This is a genomic window from Falsiroseomonas ponticola, from assembly GCF_016805305.1.
Taxonomy (GTDB): domain Bacteria; phylum Pseudomonadota; class Alphaproteobacteria; order Acetobacterales; family Acetobacteraceae; genus Falsiroseomonas; species Falsiroseomonas ponticola.
Genome location: NZ_JAERQN010000002.1, coordinates 390,257 through 403,946 on the forward strand (window position 1 = coordinate 390,257; position 13,690 = coordinate 403,946).

Below are 13,690 nucleotides of genomic sequence, written 5' to 3' on the forward strand. Positions count from 1 at the left end.
CTCAGCGCACCGCGCCGAACAGCGCGTCCCACATCGCCTGGATGGTGGAGACCACGCGCGCATTCACGCCATAGGCCGTCTGCAGCTGCACCATCGACGCCACTTCCTTGTCCACATCCACGCCCGACCGTTCCTGGAAGCGGGAGGAGAGGACGTCGCGCAGCCCCTCCGCCCGTTCCTTGGTGGCGGTGGCGGCGGCGCGCGTGCCGGCCTGCTCGGCCACCAGGGCGCTGCCGTATTCCTCCAGCGTGCGCAGCCCGCTGAGGGGGGAGGAGAGGGTGCCATCCGGCCCCAGCCCGCCGCTGGCGAAGCCGGGCTGCGGCGTGCCCGCGGCCTGTTCGGCGCCGAAGCTGAAATCCAGCAGCCGGTCGAGCAGGGTGGAAAAGCCGGCCGGCCCCGTCGCGGGGTTGGGCGTGAAGTCGGTGGGCCCGCCGGGGGCCGCCACCACGGCATGCGTGCCGTCCCGCACCAGCGCGGGGTCCGCCACCACGTCGGGGTTCACCCGGATGGCGCCGGCGAAGCCCACCATGGCGCTGCCGGCATAGGGCTGCGTCACGTCCGGCACCGTGCCGGCATCGTCGGTGAACAGCCGCAGGCCCTGCGCCTCCATCCGGTAGGCGAGCTGCGAGGCCGCCACATCCACCTCCGCCTGCATGCGCGGCAGCGTCGCGTCCCGCAGCGCGGCCGCGGCGCCGAGCCGCCCGCCGGCCAGCCGCGCCGTCACGTCGATGCCGTCCAGCATCACGCCGGGCAGGGTGCCGCCATTGCCGTGCCAGGCGCCCGAGCCGACCGTCGCGTCATCCAGCGAGAAGGGCGTGGCGCCTTCCTCCAGCGGCAGGCTGATGCCGCCGCGGGCGACCAGCGTCACCTCCCCGTTCGAACGGCGGATGACGGTGATGTCGAGGCTTTCCGCCACCTGGCCGATCAGCAGGTCGCGCTGGTCCTCCAGCTCCGCCGTGCTGCGCGATGCCGCCTTCTCCTGCCGGATCGCGTCGTTCAGCCCGGCGATGGCGGAGAGGCTGGCATTGATCGAATCCACCTCCGCCCGCATCGCGTCCTGCGCCTGCTGGCGCGCCTCCCCGATCGCGGCGGAGACGCTGTTCATCCGCGCGGCCAGGTCTTCCGCCGCCGCCACCACGTCGCCGCGCCGGATCGCATCCCCCGGCGCTTCCCGCAGCGCGACGATGGCGTCGCGCAGCCCGCCCACCAGCCCGCCGATGCTGTCGCCATCGGCCGGGGAGCCGTGCGCCGCCTCCACGCCGCGCAGCAGCTCCTCCCGCAGCGCGCCGGCGGCCACGTCGCCCCTGGCGCGGTCATGCGCGGCGATCAGCGCCAGGTCCACGTCGCGCGCCACCGGCTGGCTCCTCACGCCGATGCCGGTGCCGGCGGCCGTCATGGCGCGGCCGTCCAGCACCTTGCGCGTATGCCCCTCGACCCCCGCATTGGCGATGTCGTTGGAGGTGCGCGCCATCTGGCGTTCCAGCAGCCGCAGGCCGCTGCGCGCGACGGTGAAGGCGAGGTCGAGGCTCATCGGTCAGCGTTCCCCGGCCGCCGGATCAGCGCTTCATGTTGATGGTGTCCTGCAGCATCTCGTCGCTGGCGGTCACGATGCGGGTGTTGGAGGTATAGGCCCGCTGCGCGAGGATGAGCTTCGAGAACTCCGCCGCGATGTCCACGTTCGACCGCTCCACCGAATTGGTGACGAGCTTGCCGACCCCGTTGGTGGAGGCATCGGTCACGCGCGCCTCCCCGCTTTCCACCGTGCGCAGGAAGGCCTGGCCGTCCAGCTTCTGCAGCTTGTCGGGGTCGTTGAAGGCCACGATCGGCACGCGCGCCACGATGCGCGTCTGGCCGTTGTCGTAGTTCACCGCGACGTCGCCATTCTCCCGCACCGTCACGCCGTTGTAGGCGCCGAGCGGCACGCCGTCCTGCGACAGGTCGCGCACCGTGTATTCGGTGCCGGCATACATGGTCAGGCCCGTCGGCACGCCGAAGCCGCCGAGGTTGATCTGCACGTCCTGGTTCCCGTAGCCGTAATCGACGGTGAAGCCGAGGAAGGCGTTGTCCCCGGCCTCGGTCGGCGCGGGCGTGGTGCCGGTGGTGTTGGCGCGCGTGGTGATGGAGGAGATGGTGCCCGGCGCCGCCGTCACCACCGGCGGGCCGGCGGCGATCTGGCCGCCGAACTGCACGTCCACGAAGCGGCCATCGGCGGGGTTGGTCGTGTCGTTCTCCGGCGTGATGCGCAGGCGCCAGGTGTCGGTATCCAGCCGCCACCAGTCCAGCGTCACCTGCTGCTGGTTGCCCAGCGCGTCATAGATCTGGATGACGCTGCTGACCGGGTTCTCCGCCGGCGCCCAGGGCGCGGCGGCGGGGATCGCCGCCACCGCGTCCACGTTGCTCGGCAGGTTGGCCGCCAGGTCGATGGAGCTGGTCGGCACCGGGTTGTAGACGAGTTCGGAGATGCGGATCGGCGCCAGCGTCGTGCGGTCCGGCTGGCCGTTGGCCAGCATGGTCCAGCCTTCCAGGTAGTAGCCGCTGCCGTTCACCATGTAGCCGTCGCGGTCCATGGCGAAGTCGCCGGCGCGGGTGAACATCTGCCGGTCGTCGAAGATCACGTCGGCGCCGGAGCCGCCGCGGGACTGCGCGACGGAGAAGAAGCCCTGGCCGGCGATCGCCATGGCCAGCGGGTTCTCCACCTGCTCGATCGTGCCCTGCACGGTGTTGGTGTAGTCCGGCCGCGCCTCCACCGATCCCGGCAGGTTCACCCGCAGGTTCGACCGCGTCAGCCAGTTGGTGAAGTTGGTGTCGGTGCGCTTGAAGCCGACCGTCTGGCTGTTGGCCACGTTGTCGGAGACATGGCCCAGCGCGCGGGCCTGCGCCGCAAGGCCGCTGATCGCGGTGGTCATCGAGCCGAGCAGCGACATGGTCCGGATGCTCCAGAGAGGGTGTCGGGCCGGTGGCGTCGCCGCCCCCGGGCCCGGTTGGCGCGGTGCCTCGCCCCGTGCCTTGGCGCGGTCCCACCGCAACCCCCGTGCCAGCCCGGCGCCCCCGCCGGCGGGGCCAGTCCTGCCGTCCGGCGGCAGATCCTGCCGGGGCCCGGCCCGCTTCTGCCGCCCGGGCGCGGCGCGCCCCTGGCATGGCGGTTGCGCGGGCGGGGCCGAACCGCATCGGGCCCGCGCATGGACCTTCCCCTTCCCTCGGCCAGCCCGCCCCCCGCCGGGCCGCCCGGCCCCGCCACCCCCGCCATGGGCGCGGCCGGGCGCGGGCGCTTCGGCGCGGTGCTGGGGGAAGCCATGGCCGCCGAGGCCAGGGCCCCGGCCGGCGATGCGGCGCCCCCGGCAACGGAGGGCGAGGCCGCGCCCGCCCCCGCCGATGCCGCCGCCACGGATGCCGCGCCGGCCACCGATCCCGCCGCCCCGCCCGCGGGCACCGATGCGGCCGCCATGCCGCCGGGCGCCGGGGCAGCGCCGCTTCCCGACGCGGTCCCGGCCCCGGCGATCGCCGTGCCGGTGGCCGATCCCGCCACCCTGCCGGTGACGCCTACCAGCATCGAGCAGGCCATGGCCGCGCTGCCGGCCGCCCCGCCGCCGCTCGCCGCCAGCCCGGCGGCGCCCGCCGCCCCGGACAGCGCCCCGCCCGCCGCCGCCTCGCCCGCCCCGGCCGCGCCGCTGCCCGGCGCCGCCACCGCCCCGGCGGCGGGCGATGCCGCCCTGCCGGGTGCCATGGCCCCGCCGCCGGTGGCGGAGGCCGCCGCGCCGCCCCCGGCCAGCCCGGCCCCGCCCGTGGCGCCCGCCGCCGCGGCCCCGGCATCGCCGCCCGGAACCCTGGCGGAAGCCCCGCCCGCCGCCCCGCCGACCGCCCCGGCATCGGCGGGGCCGGTGGCGGATGGCGCCGCCCCGCCGTCCCCGGCCGCGCCCGGCCCGCCCGCCGCCGCGCCGGCGCCCGGCCTCGCTGCCGCCCCGCCCGCCACCGCCACGCCGCCCGGCACCGCCGCCGCGCCGGCCCCCGCCGCGACCCCGGAAGCGGGCCTGGCGCAAGCCGCGCCGCCGGCGGAGCCCGCGGCCGCGCCCCCGGCGACCGCCGCGGCGCCCCAGCCCGCCGCCCCGGCCCCGCCACCCCCCGCCACGGCCGCGCCGGCCCCGGCCTCGCCGCCGGAGGCCGCCCCCGCCACCGCCCAGGCGCCCGCCGCCACCACGCCTGCCACCACGCCTGCCACCATGCCTGCCCTGGCGCTCAGCCCGGCCGCCAGCCAGGCCCCGACCGAGGCCCAAGCCCAAGCCCAGGCCGCGCCCCAGGCCGCGGCCACCCAGCCCCTGGCCGGCGTCGTCGTCGCCGCCGCCGCGCCGCCATCCCGCCCCGCCAGCCCGGCCCCGGCGAGGACGCCCGAGGCCCCGGCCGTGCCCGCGGCACGCACCCAGCCCGAGGCCGCGCCGGACCCCACGCCGCTGGCCCCCGACCCCGCCCTGGCCGGTGCCCCGGCCACCGATCCCGCCCCCCCGCCCGATGGCGCGGCGGGGATCGAGCTGCCGGCCGCCGCCCTCCGCGATGCCGGGGCCAGCCCGGTGGCGGCGCCGCCGCCCGCGGAGTCGCGGCCCGCCGGCCATGCCGCCGCGCCGCATGCCGCCGATCCCCGCGCGGAGGCCACGGCCACCCCGCCGCAGCCCGCCGCGCCCACCGATCCGGCCCCGCGCACCCCGCCCCTGCTGGCCCGCGCCCCCGCCACGCCCATCGCTTGGCCCGCCCGCCAGGTGGCGCCCTTCGCCGTCGCGCTCGCGCTCGGCGGCGAATCCAGCCTGACGCTGACGCTCGACCCCGCCGCGCTCGGCCGGGTGGAGGTCTCGATCGACCGCAGCCGCGGCGACGCGATGGTGCGCGTCACGGCGGAGCGGGCCGATACGCTGGCGCTGCTGCAGCGCGATGCGCGGGAGCTGGAACGCGCCCTCGCCGATGCCGGGCTCGGGGAGCGCGGGACCAGCCTCTCCTTCAGCCTGGGCGATGGCGGCGCGGCGCGGGACCAGGCGCAGCGCGAAGCCCAGGCCCAAGGGCAGGGGCAGGGGACATCATCCGCCCGCGCCGCCGCCGCGCCGCGCGAAGCCGCCGGGCCGCTGCCCGTGCCGGGCGCCATCCATCGCCAGGGGGCCGCGCATCGCGGCCTCCTCGACCTTGCCGTCTGAAGGAGCAACGCCATGAGCGGCAGCATCACCGCCAGCAATTCGACCACCTCCGGCGCGCAGGCGACCGCCAACAGCAACCGCCTGTCGGCCGACCTGAACACCTTCCTGCGGCTGCTGACGACGCAGCTGCAGAACCAGGACCCCACCCAGCCGATGGACGCCAACCAGCTGACGCAGCAGCTGGTCCAGTTCTCGACCGTCGAGCAGCAGATGAACACCAACACCACGCTGCAATCGCTGCTGTCGCTGCAGCAGGCGGGGCAGCTCGGCCAGGCGGCCTCCCTGGTCGGCCAGCGCGTCACGGTGGAATCGGACCGCCTGCCCCTGCAGGGCGGCCGCGCGCAGGTGAACCTGCCCGCCGCCGGCACCGCCCGCGCCGCGCGGATCGAGATCCGCGACACCACCGGCAACCTGGTCCGCAGCCAGACCGTCCAGCTCGGCACCGCCGCCAGCACCTGGCAGTGGGACGGCAAGGATACGCGCGGGCGGCTGCGCGACGATGGCAGCTACCGCCTGACCGTCACGGGCCAGGCCAGCGATGGCGGCAGCGTCGCCCTCAACCACACCGTGACTGGGGAGGTGACGGGCGCGACGCGCGTCGATGGCGCGGTGACGCTGAAGATGGGCGCGGTGAACGTCGCCTATGACCGCATCCGGGACATCGCCGCCGCGCGATGAAAGGGGCGGCGCTAGCCCTGCAGCCGCCGGATCGCCGCCACCATGGCGGCGGTCGCGGCATCGGCGGCCTGCGCCTGCCCGGCCAGCGCCGGCAGGATGCCGCCCGCCAGCTGCTTGCCCAGCTCCACCCCCCATTGGTCGAAGGGGTTGATGCCCCAGAAGGCGCCGAGGCAGGCGACCTTGTGCTCATACAGCGCGACCAGCGCGCCCAGCGTCTCCGGCGTCAGCGCCGGCAGCAGGATGGAGACGCTGGGCCGGTTGCCGGGGAAGCTGCGATGCGGCGCCAGGCGGTCGATCTCCGCGGGCGGCAGGCCCGCCCGCGCCATCTCCGCCCGCGCCTCATCCTCCGTCCGGCCGCGCGCCAGCGCCTCCGCCTGCGCCAGCGCATTGGCCAGCAGGATGCGGTGGCTTTCCGCATGGCCGTGGTCCGGCCGCGCCACCAGCACGAAATCCACCGGCACCGGCGTGGTGCCCTGGTGGATCAGCTGCAGGAAGGAATGCTGCGCATTCGTCCCCGGCTCCCCGAACACCACCGGGCCGGTGGCATGCGCCACCGGCGCGCCCGCCACCGTCACGCGCTTGCCGAGGCTTTCCATCTCCAGCTGCTGCAGATGGGCGGCGAAGCGCGACAGGCGCTCGTCATAGGGCAGCACGGCACGGGCGGGGTAGCCGAGCGCATTCACATGCCAGACCTCCACCGCCGCCAGCAGCAGCGGCAGGTTGGCGGCCTCCGGCGCGGCCAGGAAATGCCCGTCCATCGCGCGGGCGCCGGCCAGCAGCCCCTCGAAGGCGGGCATCCCGCAGGCGAGCGCCACGGAAAGCCCGACCGCGGACCACAGGCTGAACCGCCCGCCCACCCAGTCCCGGAAGCCGAAGACGCGGTCGGGCGCGATGCCGAAGGCGGCGGTCGCGGCCAAATTGGTGGACAGCGCGGCCAGGTGCGCGCCCGCCGCCGCCTCCCCCAGCGACTCCGCCAGCCAGGTCTTCACCAGCCCGGCATTGGCCATCGTCTCCTGCGTCGTGAAGGTCTTGGACGCCACCAGCACCAGGGTGCGCGCGGGGTCGAGCGCGGGGCGCAGTGCCTCCCACGCATGGGCATCGACATTGGCCAGGTAATGCGCCCGCATCGGCATGCCGGCGCGCCACAGGGCGCGCGCCACCATGGCGGGGCCGAGGTCCGAGCCCCCGATGCCGATATTCACCACATCGGTGAAGCAATCCCCCCGCGCGCCGCGAATCGTCCCCGCATGGACGTCCCGCACGAAGGCCGCCATGGCCGCCAGCGTGCCATGCACGGCGGCGGAGGCATCCTCCGCCCCCGCCCGGAAGGCGCCTTGCGGCCCGCGCAGCGCCATGTGCAGCGCGGCGCGCCCCTCCGTCCCGTTCACCGCCCGGCCGGCGGCCATGGAATCCCGGAAGGCGGCCACGCCGCGCGCCCGCGCCAGCGCCAGCAGCGCGTCCAGCACCGCGGGCGTCAGTGACGTGCGGGACAGGTCCAGCAGCAGCCCGGCGGCGGCATGGGTCAGGGCGGCGGCGCGGGCGGGGTCGGCGTCCAGCTTCGGGCGGATGGCGGCGGCGCCGGGTTGGCGGCCCAGCGCGAGCAGCGCTCCCCAAGCCTCTCCATCCGTCATGCCCGCCCCTCCGCTGTTCGCCGGCCCCTGGTCCGGCGGCGCCCTAACGAGCGTGCGGCGGGTCCGGTTCTCGGTCTAGATACCGTTCCGGTAGAGTGCTGCGAAGGGAAGCGGGATGGCGGCGGGTTCGGCGCGACAATCCGGGGCTGGGCGCGTGGTGGCGCGGGGCGGGCGGTGGCTGACGCTCAGCCTGGCCGCCTTCGCGCTGATCGCCACCTGGCTGTTCGGCGCCACCGTGCTGCTGGACCGCCAGGCGACGCTGGAACAGGGCTGGACGGATGCGGAGAACACCGCGGCGCTGCTGGCCCAGCACACCGACCGCGTGCTGCGCATCGCCGCCATCACCGCCGAACGGGTCGAGGCGCTGATCGACCGCCATGGGCTGGAGGAGCTGGGGGAGCGCCGCCAGCCGCTGCTCGCCGCCCTGGCCACCGGCACGGCGGAGGTCTCCAAGCTCTGGATCATGGATGCGGAGGGCCATGTGGCGGGCAGCAGCGAGGGCACGCTGCTGCTGGGGCAGGATTATTCGAACCGCCCCTATTTCGCGCCGCTGCGGCAGGGCGGGCAGGAACACGTCTCCGGCATGCTGTGGACCCGGCCGGAAAGCGGCTGGTTCTATACCTGGAGCCGCGCGCTGCGCGACGAATCCGGCGCGCTGCGGGCGGTGATCGTCATCGCCATCGGCAGCACGGACATGAACCGGGTGGCGGAGGGCCTGGCGCTGGGCCCCGGGGCCGTGCTGCGGCTGACGCGCCAGGACGGCACGGCGGTGATGCAGTGGCCGCTGCCGCCGGTAGGCGCCACCCTGCCGCCGCCGGACCCGCTGCCCGGCCCGATCGGGCGGCGGGAGGATGTGGCGCCGGATGGCAGCCGCCGGCTGCTGGCCTGGTCCAGCACGCCCGGGCTGACGCTGGTCGCCAGCGCGGCCGTCTCGCTCGACCATGTGCTGGCGCCCTTCCACGCCCGGCTGCTGCGCAACGGCGTGCTGTTCGGCGCCTCCATCGCCATCGCCGGCGTCCTCGCCATGGCCGCGCTGCGCGCCGCGCGGCGGGAAAGGGCGGCGCTGGCCTCCGCGGAGGAACGCGGCAGCGCGCTGGCCTTCGCGCTGGCGGAGCGGGAGGACCTGCTGGCCTCGGTGCAGGAGGGCGAGGCCCGGCTGCGCCTGGCGGAGCAGGCCGGCGGCATCGGGCTGTGGGACTGGGACCTGCGCGATGGCCGGCTGACGCTGATCGGCGACGTCTTCCTGGCCTGGGGGCTGCGCATCCGCCGCCGCGTCACCACCCGCACCGCGTTCCGGGCCATCCATCCGGAGGACCGCCCCGGCCTGGCCGCGGCGCTGGATGCCGCGGTGCGCGGCGATGCGCCGCTCGATTTCGAGTTCCGCCTGGCGCCGGGGCGGGAGGGCGAGCGCTGGATCGGCGTGCGGGCGGAGGTGCGGCGTTCCATCGGCGGCGATGCGCGCCGCCTGCTGGGCATCGCGCTCGACGTCACGGCGCGGCGGCGGGAAGCGCAGGCGCTGGCGGAGGCCAATGCCACGCTGGAACGCCGCGTGGCGGAGCGCACCCGCGCCCTGGCCGATGCCAATGCCCGGCTGCGGGAAGGGGAGGCGCGGTTCCGCGGCATCTTCGACGCCACCTTCCAGTTCATCGGCCTGCTGTCGCCGGACGGCACGGTGCTGGAGACGAATGACGCGCTGCTGCGCCTGGTGGGCGCCGAGGGCGCCGCCATCGCCGGCCGCAAATCCTGGGAAGCCCCCTGGTGGCCGGAGGAGGAGGTGGAGGCCGTGCGCGCCTCCATCCGCCAGGCGGCGGAAGGCGGCTTCGTGCGGCGGGAAGCGCGCATGCGCGCCGCCGACGGCACCGTCATCACCGTGGACTTCTCCATCAAGCCGGTGCGGGGGGAGGATGGGCTGGTCGCCCTGCTGGTGCCGGAAGCGCGCGACGTCACCGCGCTGAAGGTCGCGCAGGCGCAGCTGCTGGAAGCCCAGAAGATGGAGACGCTGGGCCGCCTGACCGGCGGCGTGGCGCATGACTTCAACAACCTGCTGATGGCCGTGCTGGGCAACCTGGCGCTGGCCCGCAAGCGGCTGGGGGAGGCACCGGCGCCGGCCGTCATCCGCCACCTGGATGCCGCGGTGCTGGGGGCGGAGCGCGGCGCGCAGCTGACCCAGCGGCTGCTGGCCTTCGCGCGGCGGCAGGACCTCAAGCCCTCCGCCGTGGACCTGGCGGCGCTGCTGGCCAACCTCCGGGACCTGATCGCGCGTTCCGCCGGCCCGCGCGTGACGGTGGCGGTGCAGGCGGGGCCCGGCCTGCCGCCGGCGCTGGTCGATCCCCATGCGCTGGAACTGGCGCTGATCAACCTGGTCGTGAATGCGCGGGATGCGATGCCGGATGGCGGGTGCATCACCGTGGTGGTGGAGGAAGCGACCCCGCCGTTGGGCCTCGTGCCCCCGCCGGCCGGCGCCACGCCCCCGGCGGCTGGCGCCGCGCCCCCGGCGGCTGGCGCCGCGCCGGATGCGGCGCGCCTGCTGCGCATCGCCGTCAGCGACACCGGCCACGGGATGGATGCCACCACCCTGGCCCGCGCGGTGGAGCCCTTCTTCTCCACCAAGGGGCCGGGGCAGGGCACGGGGCTTGGCCTGTCCATGGTGCATGGCCTCGCGCACCAGTCCGGCGGCGCCTTCACCATCGACAGCACGCCGGGGCAGGGCACCACCTGCACGCTCTGGCTGCCGCGCTCCGACGCGCCCGTGGCGCCGCTGGCCGCCGCGGCGGCGGAGCAATCCGCGCCGCTCGGCAGCGGCCGCGTGCTGCTGGTGGATGACGAACCCCTCGTGCTCGACAGCACCGCCTCCCTGATCGAGGAGCTGGGCTATGAGGTGGTGACGGCCACCTCCGGCGAGGCGGCGCTGGCGCTGCTGGATGCCGCGGCCGAGCCCTTCCGCGCCGTGGTGACGGATTTCGCCATGCCGGGGATGACGGGCGCGGCGCTGGCCGGGCGGATCGGCGCGCTGCATCCGGGCCTGCCCGTCATCCTCGCCACCGGGCATGCGGGGCCCTGGCCGGAGGGGCCGGGGCCGCAGCGCCTGGCCAAGCCCTACAGCCTGGCGGAACTCGCCATGGCGCTGGATTCGGCGCTGGCCCGCGCGGCGGCCTGATTTCCGCGTTGACCACCCGCCGGGGGCGGGCGTATTCCTCCTATCCATAGAAGGATTGGAGGAAGCGCATGAGTGCCACGCTGCGTCAGGGCGGACAGGGCGAATACCGGCTTGAGGGTCGGGTGGCCGTCGTCACCGGCGGCAGCAGCGGCATCGGCGCCGCCACCGTCCGCCGCCTGGCCGCCGCCGGCGCTTCCGTGGTGGTGGGCTACAATGCCGGCGCGGATCGCGCGGCGGCGCTGGTCGCTGAACTGCCGGGCCGGCACCTGGCGCTGCGCATCCCGATGGAGGACAGCGCCGCCATCCGCGACGCGGCGGCGAAGGTCGAAGCCGAGTACGGCCGCTGCGACGTGCTGGTGAATTCGGCGGGGGTGACGCGCGCCGTGCCGCATGCGGACCTCGAAGGGCTGGACGATGCCAGCTTCGACCGCATCCTCATCACCAATGTCCGCGGCCCCTTCTCCACCATCCGCGCCTTCGCGCCGCTCATGAAGCGGGGCGGCGATGCGGTGGTGGTGAATGTCTCCTCCCTCTCGGCCTCCACCGGCCTCGGCTCCTCCATCGCCTATTGCGCGTCGAAGGCGGCGCTCGACACCATGGGCATGTCGCTGGCCCGCGTGCTGGGGCCGGAGGTGCGGATCATCAGCGTCTCCCCCGCCGCCGTCGCGACGGATTTCGTGCCGGGCCGCGGGCGGGAAGGGGTGGAGCGCCAGGCGGCGACCACGCCGCTGAAGACGGTGGCGGAGGCCGATGACGTGGCACTCGCCATCATGGCGGCGGCCACCCATCTGCGGCTGACCACCGGCACCGCCATCCTCGTCGATGGCGGCAGGCATCTTTGAAACCCAGGGAGGATCGACCATGCCCGACACCGTGCTGATGCCGCCCTCCGAGGCGGTGCTCTCCCCCACCGACGGCACGCTGGCCTACATGACCGGCTTCGCCAATTCCTTCGCGACGGAGGCCGTGCCCGGCGCGCTGCCGGTCGGCCGCAATTCGCCGCAGAAGGCGCCGCGCGGCCTCTATGCCGAACAGCTCAGCGGCACCGCCTTCACCGCGCCGCGCCATGCCAACAAGCGGACCTGGTTCTACCGCATCCGCCCCAGCGTCCGGCATGGCCGCGGCTTCCGCGCCGTGGATCCCGGCCTGATCCGCACCGCGCCCTGCCGGGACGAGAGCGACCTGCCGATCGGCCAGCTGCGCTGGCACCCGATCGCCATGCCGGCGGAGCCCACGGATTTCCTCCAGGGGCTGCGCACCATCACCACCTGCGGCGACGCCCATATGCAGGCGGGCATGGCGAGCCATGTCTACCTCGCCAACCGCTCCATGGATAACCGCTACTTCTACAATGCGGATGGGGAGATGCTGCTGGTGCCGCAGATCGGCGCCATCGAGGTCTTCACGGAGTGCGGGAAGCTGCACGCCGCGCCCGGCGAGATCGTGCTGATCCCGAAGGGCATGAAGTTCAAGGTGGACCTGCCGGACGGCCCCGTGCGCGGCTATGTCTGCGAGAATTACGGCGCCTACTTCACCCTGCCCGAGCGCGGCCCGATCGGCGCCAATTGCCTGGCCAATCCGCGGGACTTCCTGACCCCCGTCGCCGCCTATGAGGACCGCGAGGAACCCTGCGAGCTGCTGGTGAAGGCGCAGGGCAAGCTCTACGCGACGGAGCTCGCGCAATCGCCGCTCGACGTCGTCGCCTGGCACGGCAATTTCGCGCCCTGCAAGTACGATCTCCGCCGCTTCTCCCCGGTGGGATCGGTGCTCTTCGACCATCCCGACCCGTCCATCTACACGGTGCTGACCTCGCCCTCCGAGATCCCCGGCACGGCGAACGTCGATTTCGTCATCTTCCCGGAGCGCTGGGTGGTGATGGAGGACAGCTTCCGGCCGCCCTGGTACCACATGAACGTCATGAGCGAGTTCATGGGCCTGATCTACGGCCAGTACGACGCCAAGCCCGAAGGCTTCAAGCCCGGCGGCATGAGCCTGCACAACGCCCTCATCGCCCATGGCCCGGATACCGAGGCCTTCGAGAAGGCCTCCAACCGCGAGCTGAAGCCCGAGCGCCTCTCCGGCACCATGGCCTTCATGTTCGAGACGCGGTACCCGCTCTCGCCGACCGGCTATGCCTCCTCGCTGGAGCTGATGGATACCGGCTATCCCGATTGCTGGGACGGCCTGTCGCGCGAATTCCGGCCGCGATGAGCACGGAGGCGGCGGGCACGCTCTGGCCCGCCCCCGCCAGCTTCGACCGCGACCTGCCGCTGCGCTACCAGCTGCAGCAGCACCTGCTCGCCACCATCCGCGCCAGGCCGCGCCCGAACCAGGCGCTGCGCCTGCCGACGGAAGCGGAGCTGGCGCGCCACTACGGCGTCGGCGTGGTGACGGTGCGGGAAGCGCTGCGGCCGCTGGAGGCGGAGGGCGTCATCACCCGCCACCGCCGCCGCGGCACCTTCGTGCGCGCCGATGCGCCCACCGCGCCGCCGCTCGAACTCCGCGGCTCCCTCGCCTCCCACTTCGCGCAGCATGATGCGGAGGAATTCGAGCTGCTGGACCAGGCGGAGGTCCCGGTGCCGCCGCGCCTCGCCGCGCATTTCCCGGGTGCCACGACGCTGTCGGTCTTCCGCCGCCTGCGCCGCAACGCGGGCGAGGTCGTCAGCCACGCCGTCAACTGGCTGCCCGTCGAGCACGGCCGCCGCGTGCCGCTGGAGAAACTCGCGCGCTGGCCGATGACGCGCGTGCTGCGCGATGCGCTGCACCTGCCCGTGGCGCGCATCGAGAACAGCGTGGAAGCGCGGCTCGGCAGCCCCGACGTCACGCGCCTTCTCGGCGTGCCGCCGCTCAGCCCGATCCTGTTCTTCACCGGCATCAGCCAGGATGCGCAACGGCGCGTGCTGGACCTGGTGGAGATCGACTACCGCGCGGACCGGTTCCGCTTCGGGGTGAGCTTCGACGTGGCACAGAACGAATAAGTGCGAGGCTCTGCCTCGCGCTCCGCCGGGGGGCGTGGCGCCCCCCGGACCCCGCCTTCAATCAACAAGAAT

General features: G+C 74.7%; 9 protein-coding genes. 6 read left to right on the forward strand and 3 right to left on the reverse strand.

Annotation, left to right across the window (positions count from 1 at the left end; all coding sequences use genetic code 11):
- Position 1 precedes the first annotated feature (1 nt).
- Positions 2-1,531 (reverse strand): flagellar hook-associated protein FlgK, encoded by a 1,530-nt coding sequence (locus tag JJI54_RS09400; RefSeq protein WP_203072702.1) that lies wholly within the window; start codon positions 1,529-1,531, stop codon positions 2-4.
- A gap of 25 nt (positions 1,532-1,556) precedes the next feature.
- Complete coding sequence (locus JJI54_RS09405) at positions 1,557-2,924, reverse strand: flagellar hook protein FlgE (protein WP_203072703.1); 1,368 nt, start codon at positions 2,922-2,924, stop codon at positions 1,557-1,559.
- Positions 2,925-3,179: 255 nt separating this feature from the next.
- On the opposite strand from JJI54_RS09405, the gene JJI54_RS32950 reads away from it, so the two are divergent.
- The gene (locus JJI54_RS32950; RefSeq protein ID WP_203072704.1) at positions 3,180-5,174 is read left to right on the forward strand and encodes a flagellar hook-length control protein FliK; all 1,995 of its coding nucleotides are present in this window, start codon (positions 3,180-3,182) and stop codon (positions 5,172-5,174) included.
- Between the two features lie 12 nt (positions 5,175-5,186).
- Positions 5,187-5,852, forward strand: a complete 666-nt coding sequence (locus tag JJI54_RS09415; RefSeq protein WP_203072705.1) for a flagellar hook assembly protein FlgD — start codon at positions 5,187-5,189, stop codon at positions 5,850-5,852.
- Between the two features lie 11 nt (positions 5,853-5,863).
- On the opposite strand, the gene pgi is transcribed toward JJI54_RS09415, so the two are convergent.
- Entirely contained in the window at positions 5,864-7,483 is a 1,620-nt protein-coding gene (gene pgi, locus JJI54_RS09420; RefSeq protein WP_203072706.1) for a glucose-6-phosphate isomerase, read from the reverse strand.
- Between the two features lie 115 nt (positions 7,484-7,598).
- Between pgi and JJI54_RS09425 the strand changes: the two genes are divergently transcribed.
- The 4 genes from JJI54_RS09425 to JJI54_RS09440 all read left to right on the forward strand — a co-directional run bounded on the left by JJI54_RS09425 (position 7,599) and on the right by JJI54_RS09440 (position 13,618).
- Complete coding sequence (locus JJI54_RS09425; RefSeq protein WP_203072707.1) at positions 7,599-10,640, forward strand: hybrid sensor histidine kinase/response regulator; 3,042 nt, start codon at positions 7,599-7,601, stop codon at positions 10,638-10,640.
- A gap of 68 nt (positions 10,641-10,708) precedes the next feature.
- Positions 10,709-11,482 (forward strand): SDR family NAD(P)-dependent oxidoreductase, encoded by a 774-nt coding sequence (locus JJI54_RS09430; protein ID WP_203072708.1) that lies wholly within the window; start codon positions 10,709-10,711, stop codon positions 11,480-11,482.
- A 19-nt stretch (positions 11,483-11,501) separates the two neighbouring features.
- On the forward strand, positions 11,502-12,851 hold the full coding sequence (gene hmgA, locus JJI54_RS09435) for a homogentisate 1,2-dioxygenase (RefSeq protein WP_226381582.1): 1,350 nt from the start codon (positions 11,502-11,504) through the stop codon (positions 12,849-12,851).
- Positions 12,848-13,618, forward strand: coding sequence for a GntR family transcriptional regulator (locus tag JJI54_RS09440; RefSeq protein ID WP_203072709.1), 771 nt, complete (start codon positions 12,848-12,850; stop codon positions 13,616-13,618). The genes hmgA and JJI54_RS09440 overlap by 4 nt, the downstream gene beginning before the upstream one ends.
- Positions 13,619-13,690: the final 72 nt, after the last annotated feature.

Excerpts from the sequence above, each read along its gene's own strand:
- JJI54_RS32950 (WP_203072704.1), top strand. The coding sequence starts at position 3,180 with ATGGACCTTCCCCTTCCCTCGGCCAGCCCGCCCCCCGCCGGGCCGCCC.
- JJI54_RS09425 (WP_203072707.1), top strand. The coding sequence starts at position 7,599 with ATGGCGGCGGGTTCGGCGCGACAATCCGGGGCTGGGCGCGTGGTGGCG.
- JJI54_RS09430 (WP_203072708.1), top strand. The coding sequence starts at position 10,709 with ATGAGTGCCACGCTGCGTCAGGGCGGACAGGGCGAATACCGGCTTGAG.
- hmgA (WP_226381582.1), top strand. The coding sequence starts at position 11,502 with ATGCCCGACACCGTGCTGATGCCGCCCTCCGAGGCGGTGCTCTCCCCC.
- JJI54_RS09400 (WP_203072702.1), bottom strand. The coding sequence starts at position 1,531 with ATGAGCCTCGACCTCGCCTTCACCGTCGCGCGCAGCGGCCTGCGGCTG.
- JJI54_RS09415 (WP_203072705.1), top strand. The coding sequence starts at position 5,187 with ATGAGCGGCAGCATCACCGCCAGCAATTCGACCACCTCCGGCGCGCAG.
- JJI54_RS09405 (WP_203072703.1), bottom strand. The coding sequence starts at position 2,924 with ATGTCGCTGCTCGGCTCGATGACCACCGCGATCAGCGGCCTTGCGGCG.
- JJI54_RS09440 (WP_203072709.1), top strand. The coding sequence starts at position 12,848 with ATGAGCACGGAGGCGGCGGGCACGCTCTGGCCCGCCCCCGCCAGCTTC.
- pgi (WP_203072706.1), bottom strand. The coding sequence starts at position 7,483 with ATGACGGATGGAGAGGCTTGGGGAGCGCTGCTCGCGCTGGGCCGCCAA.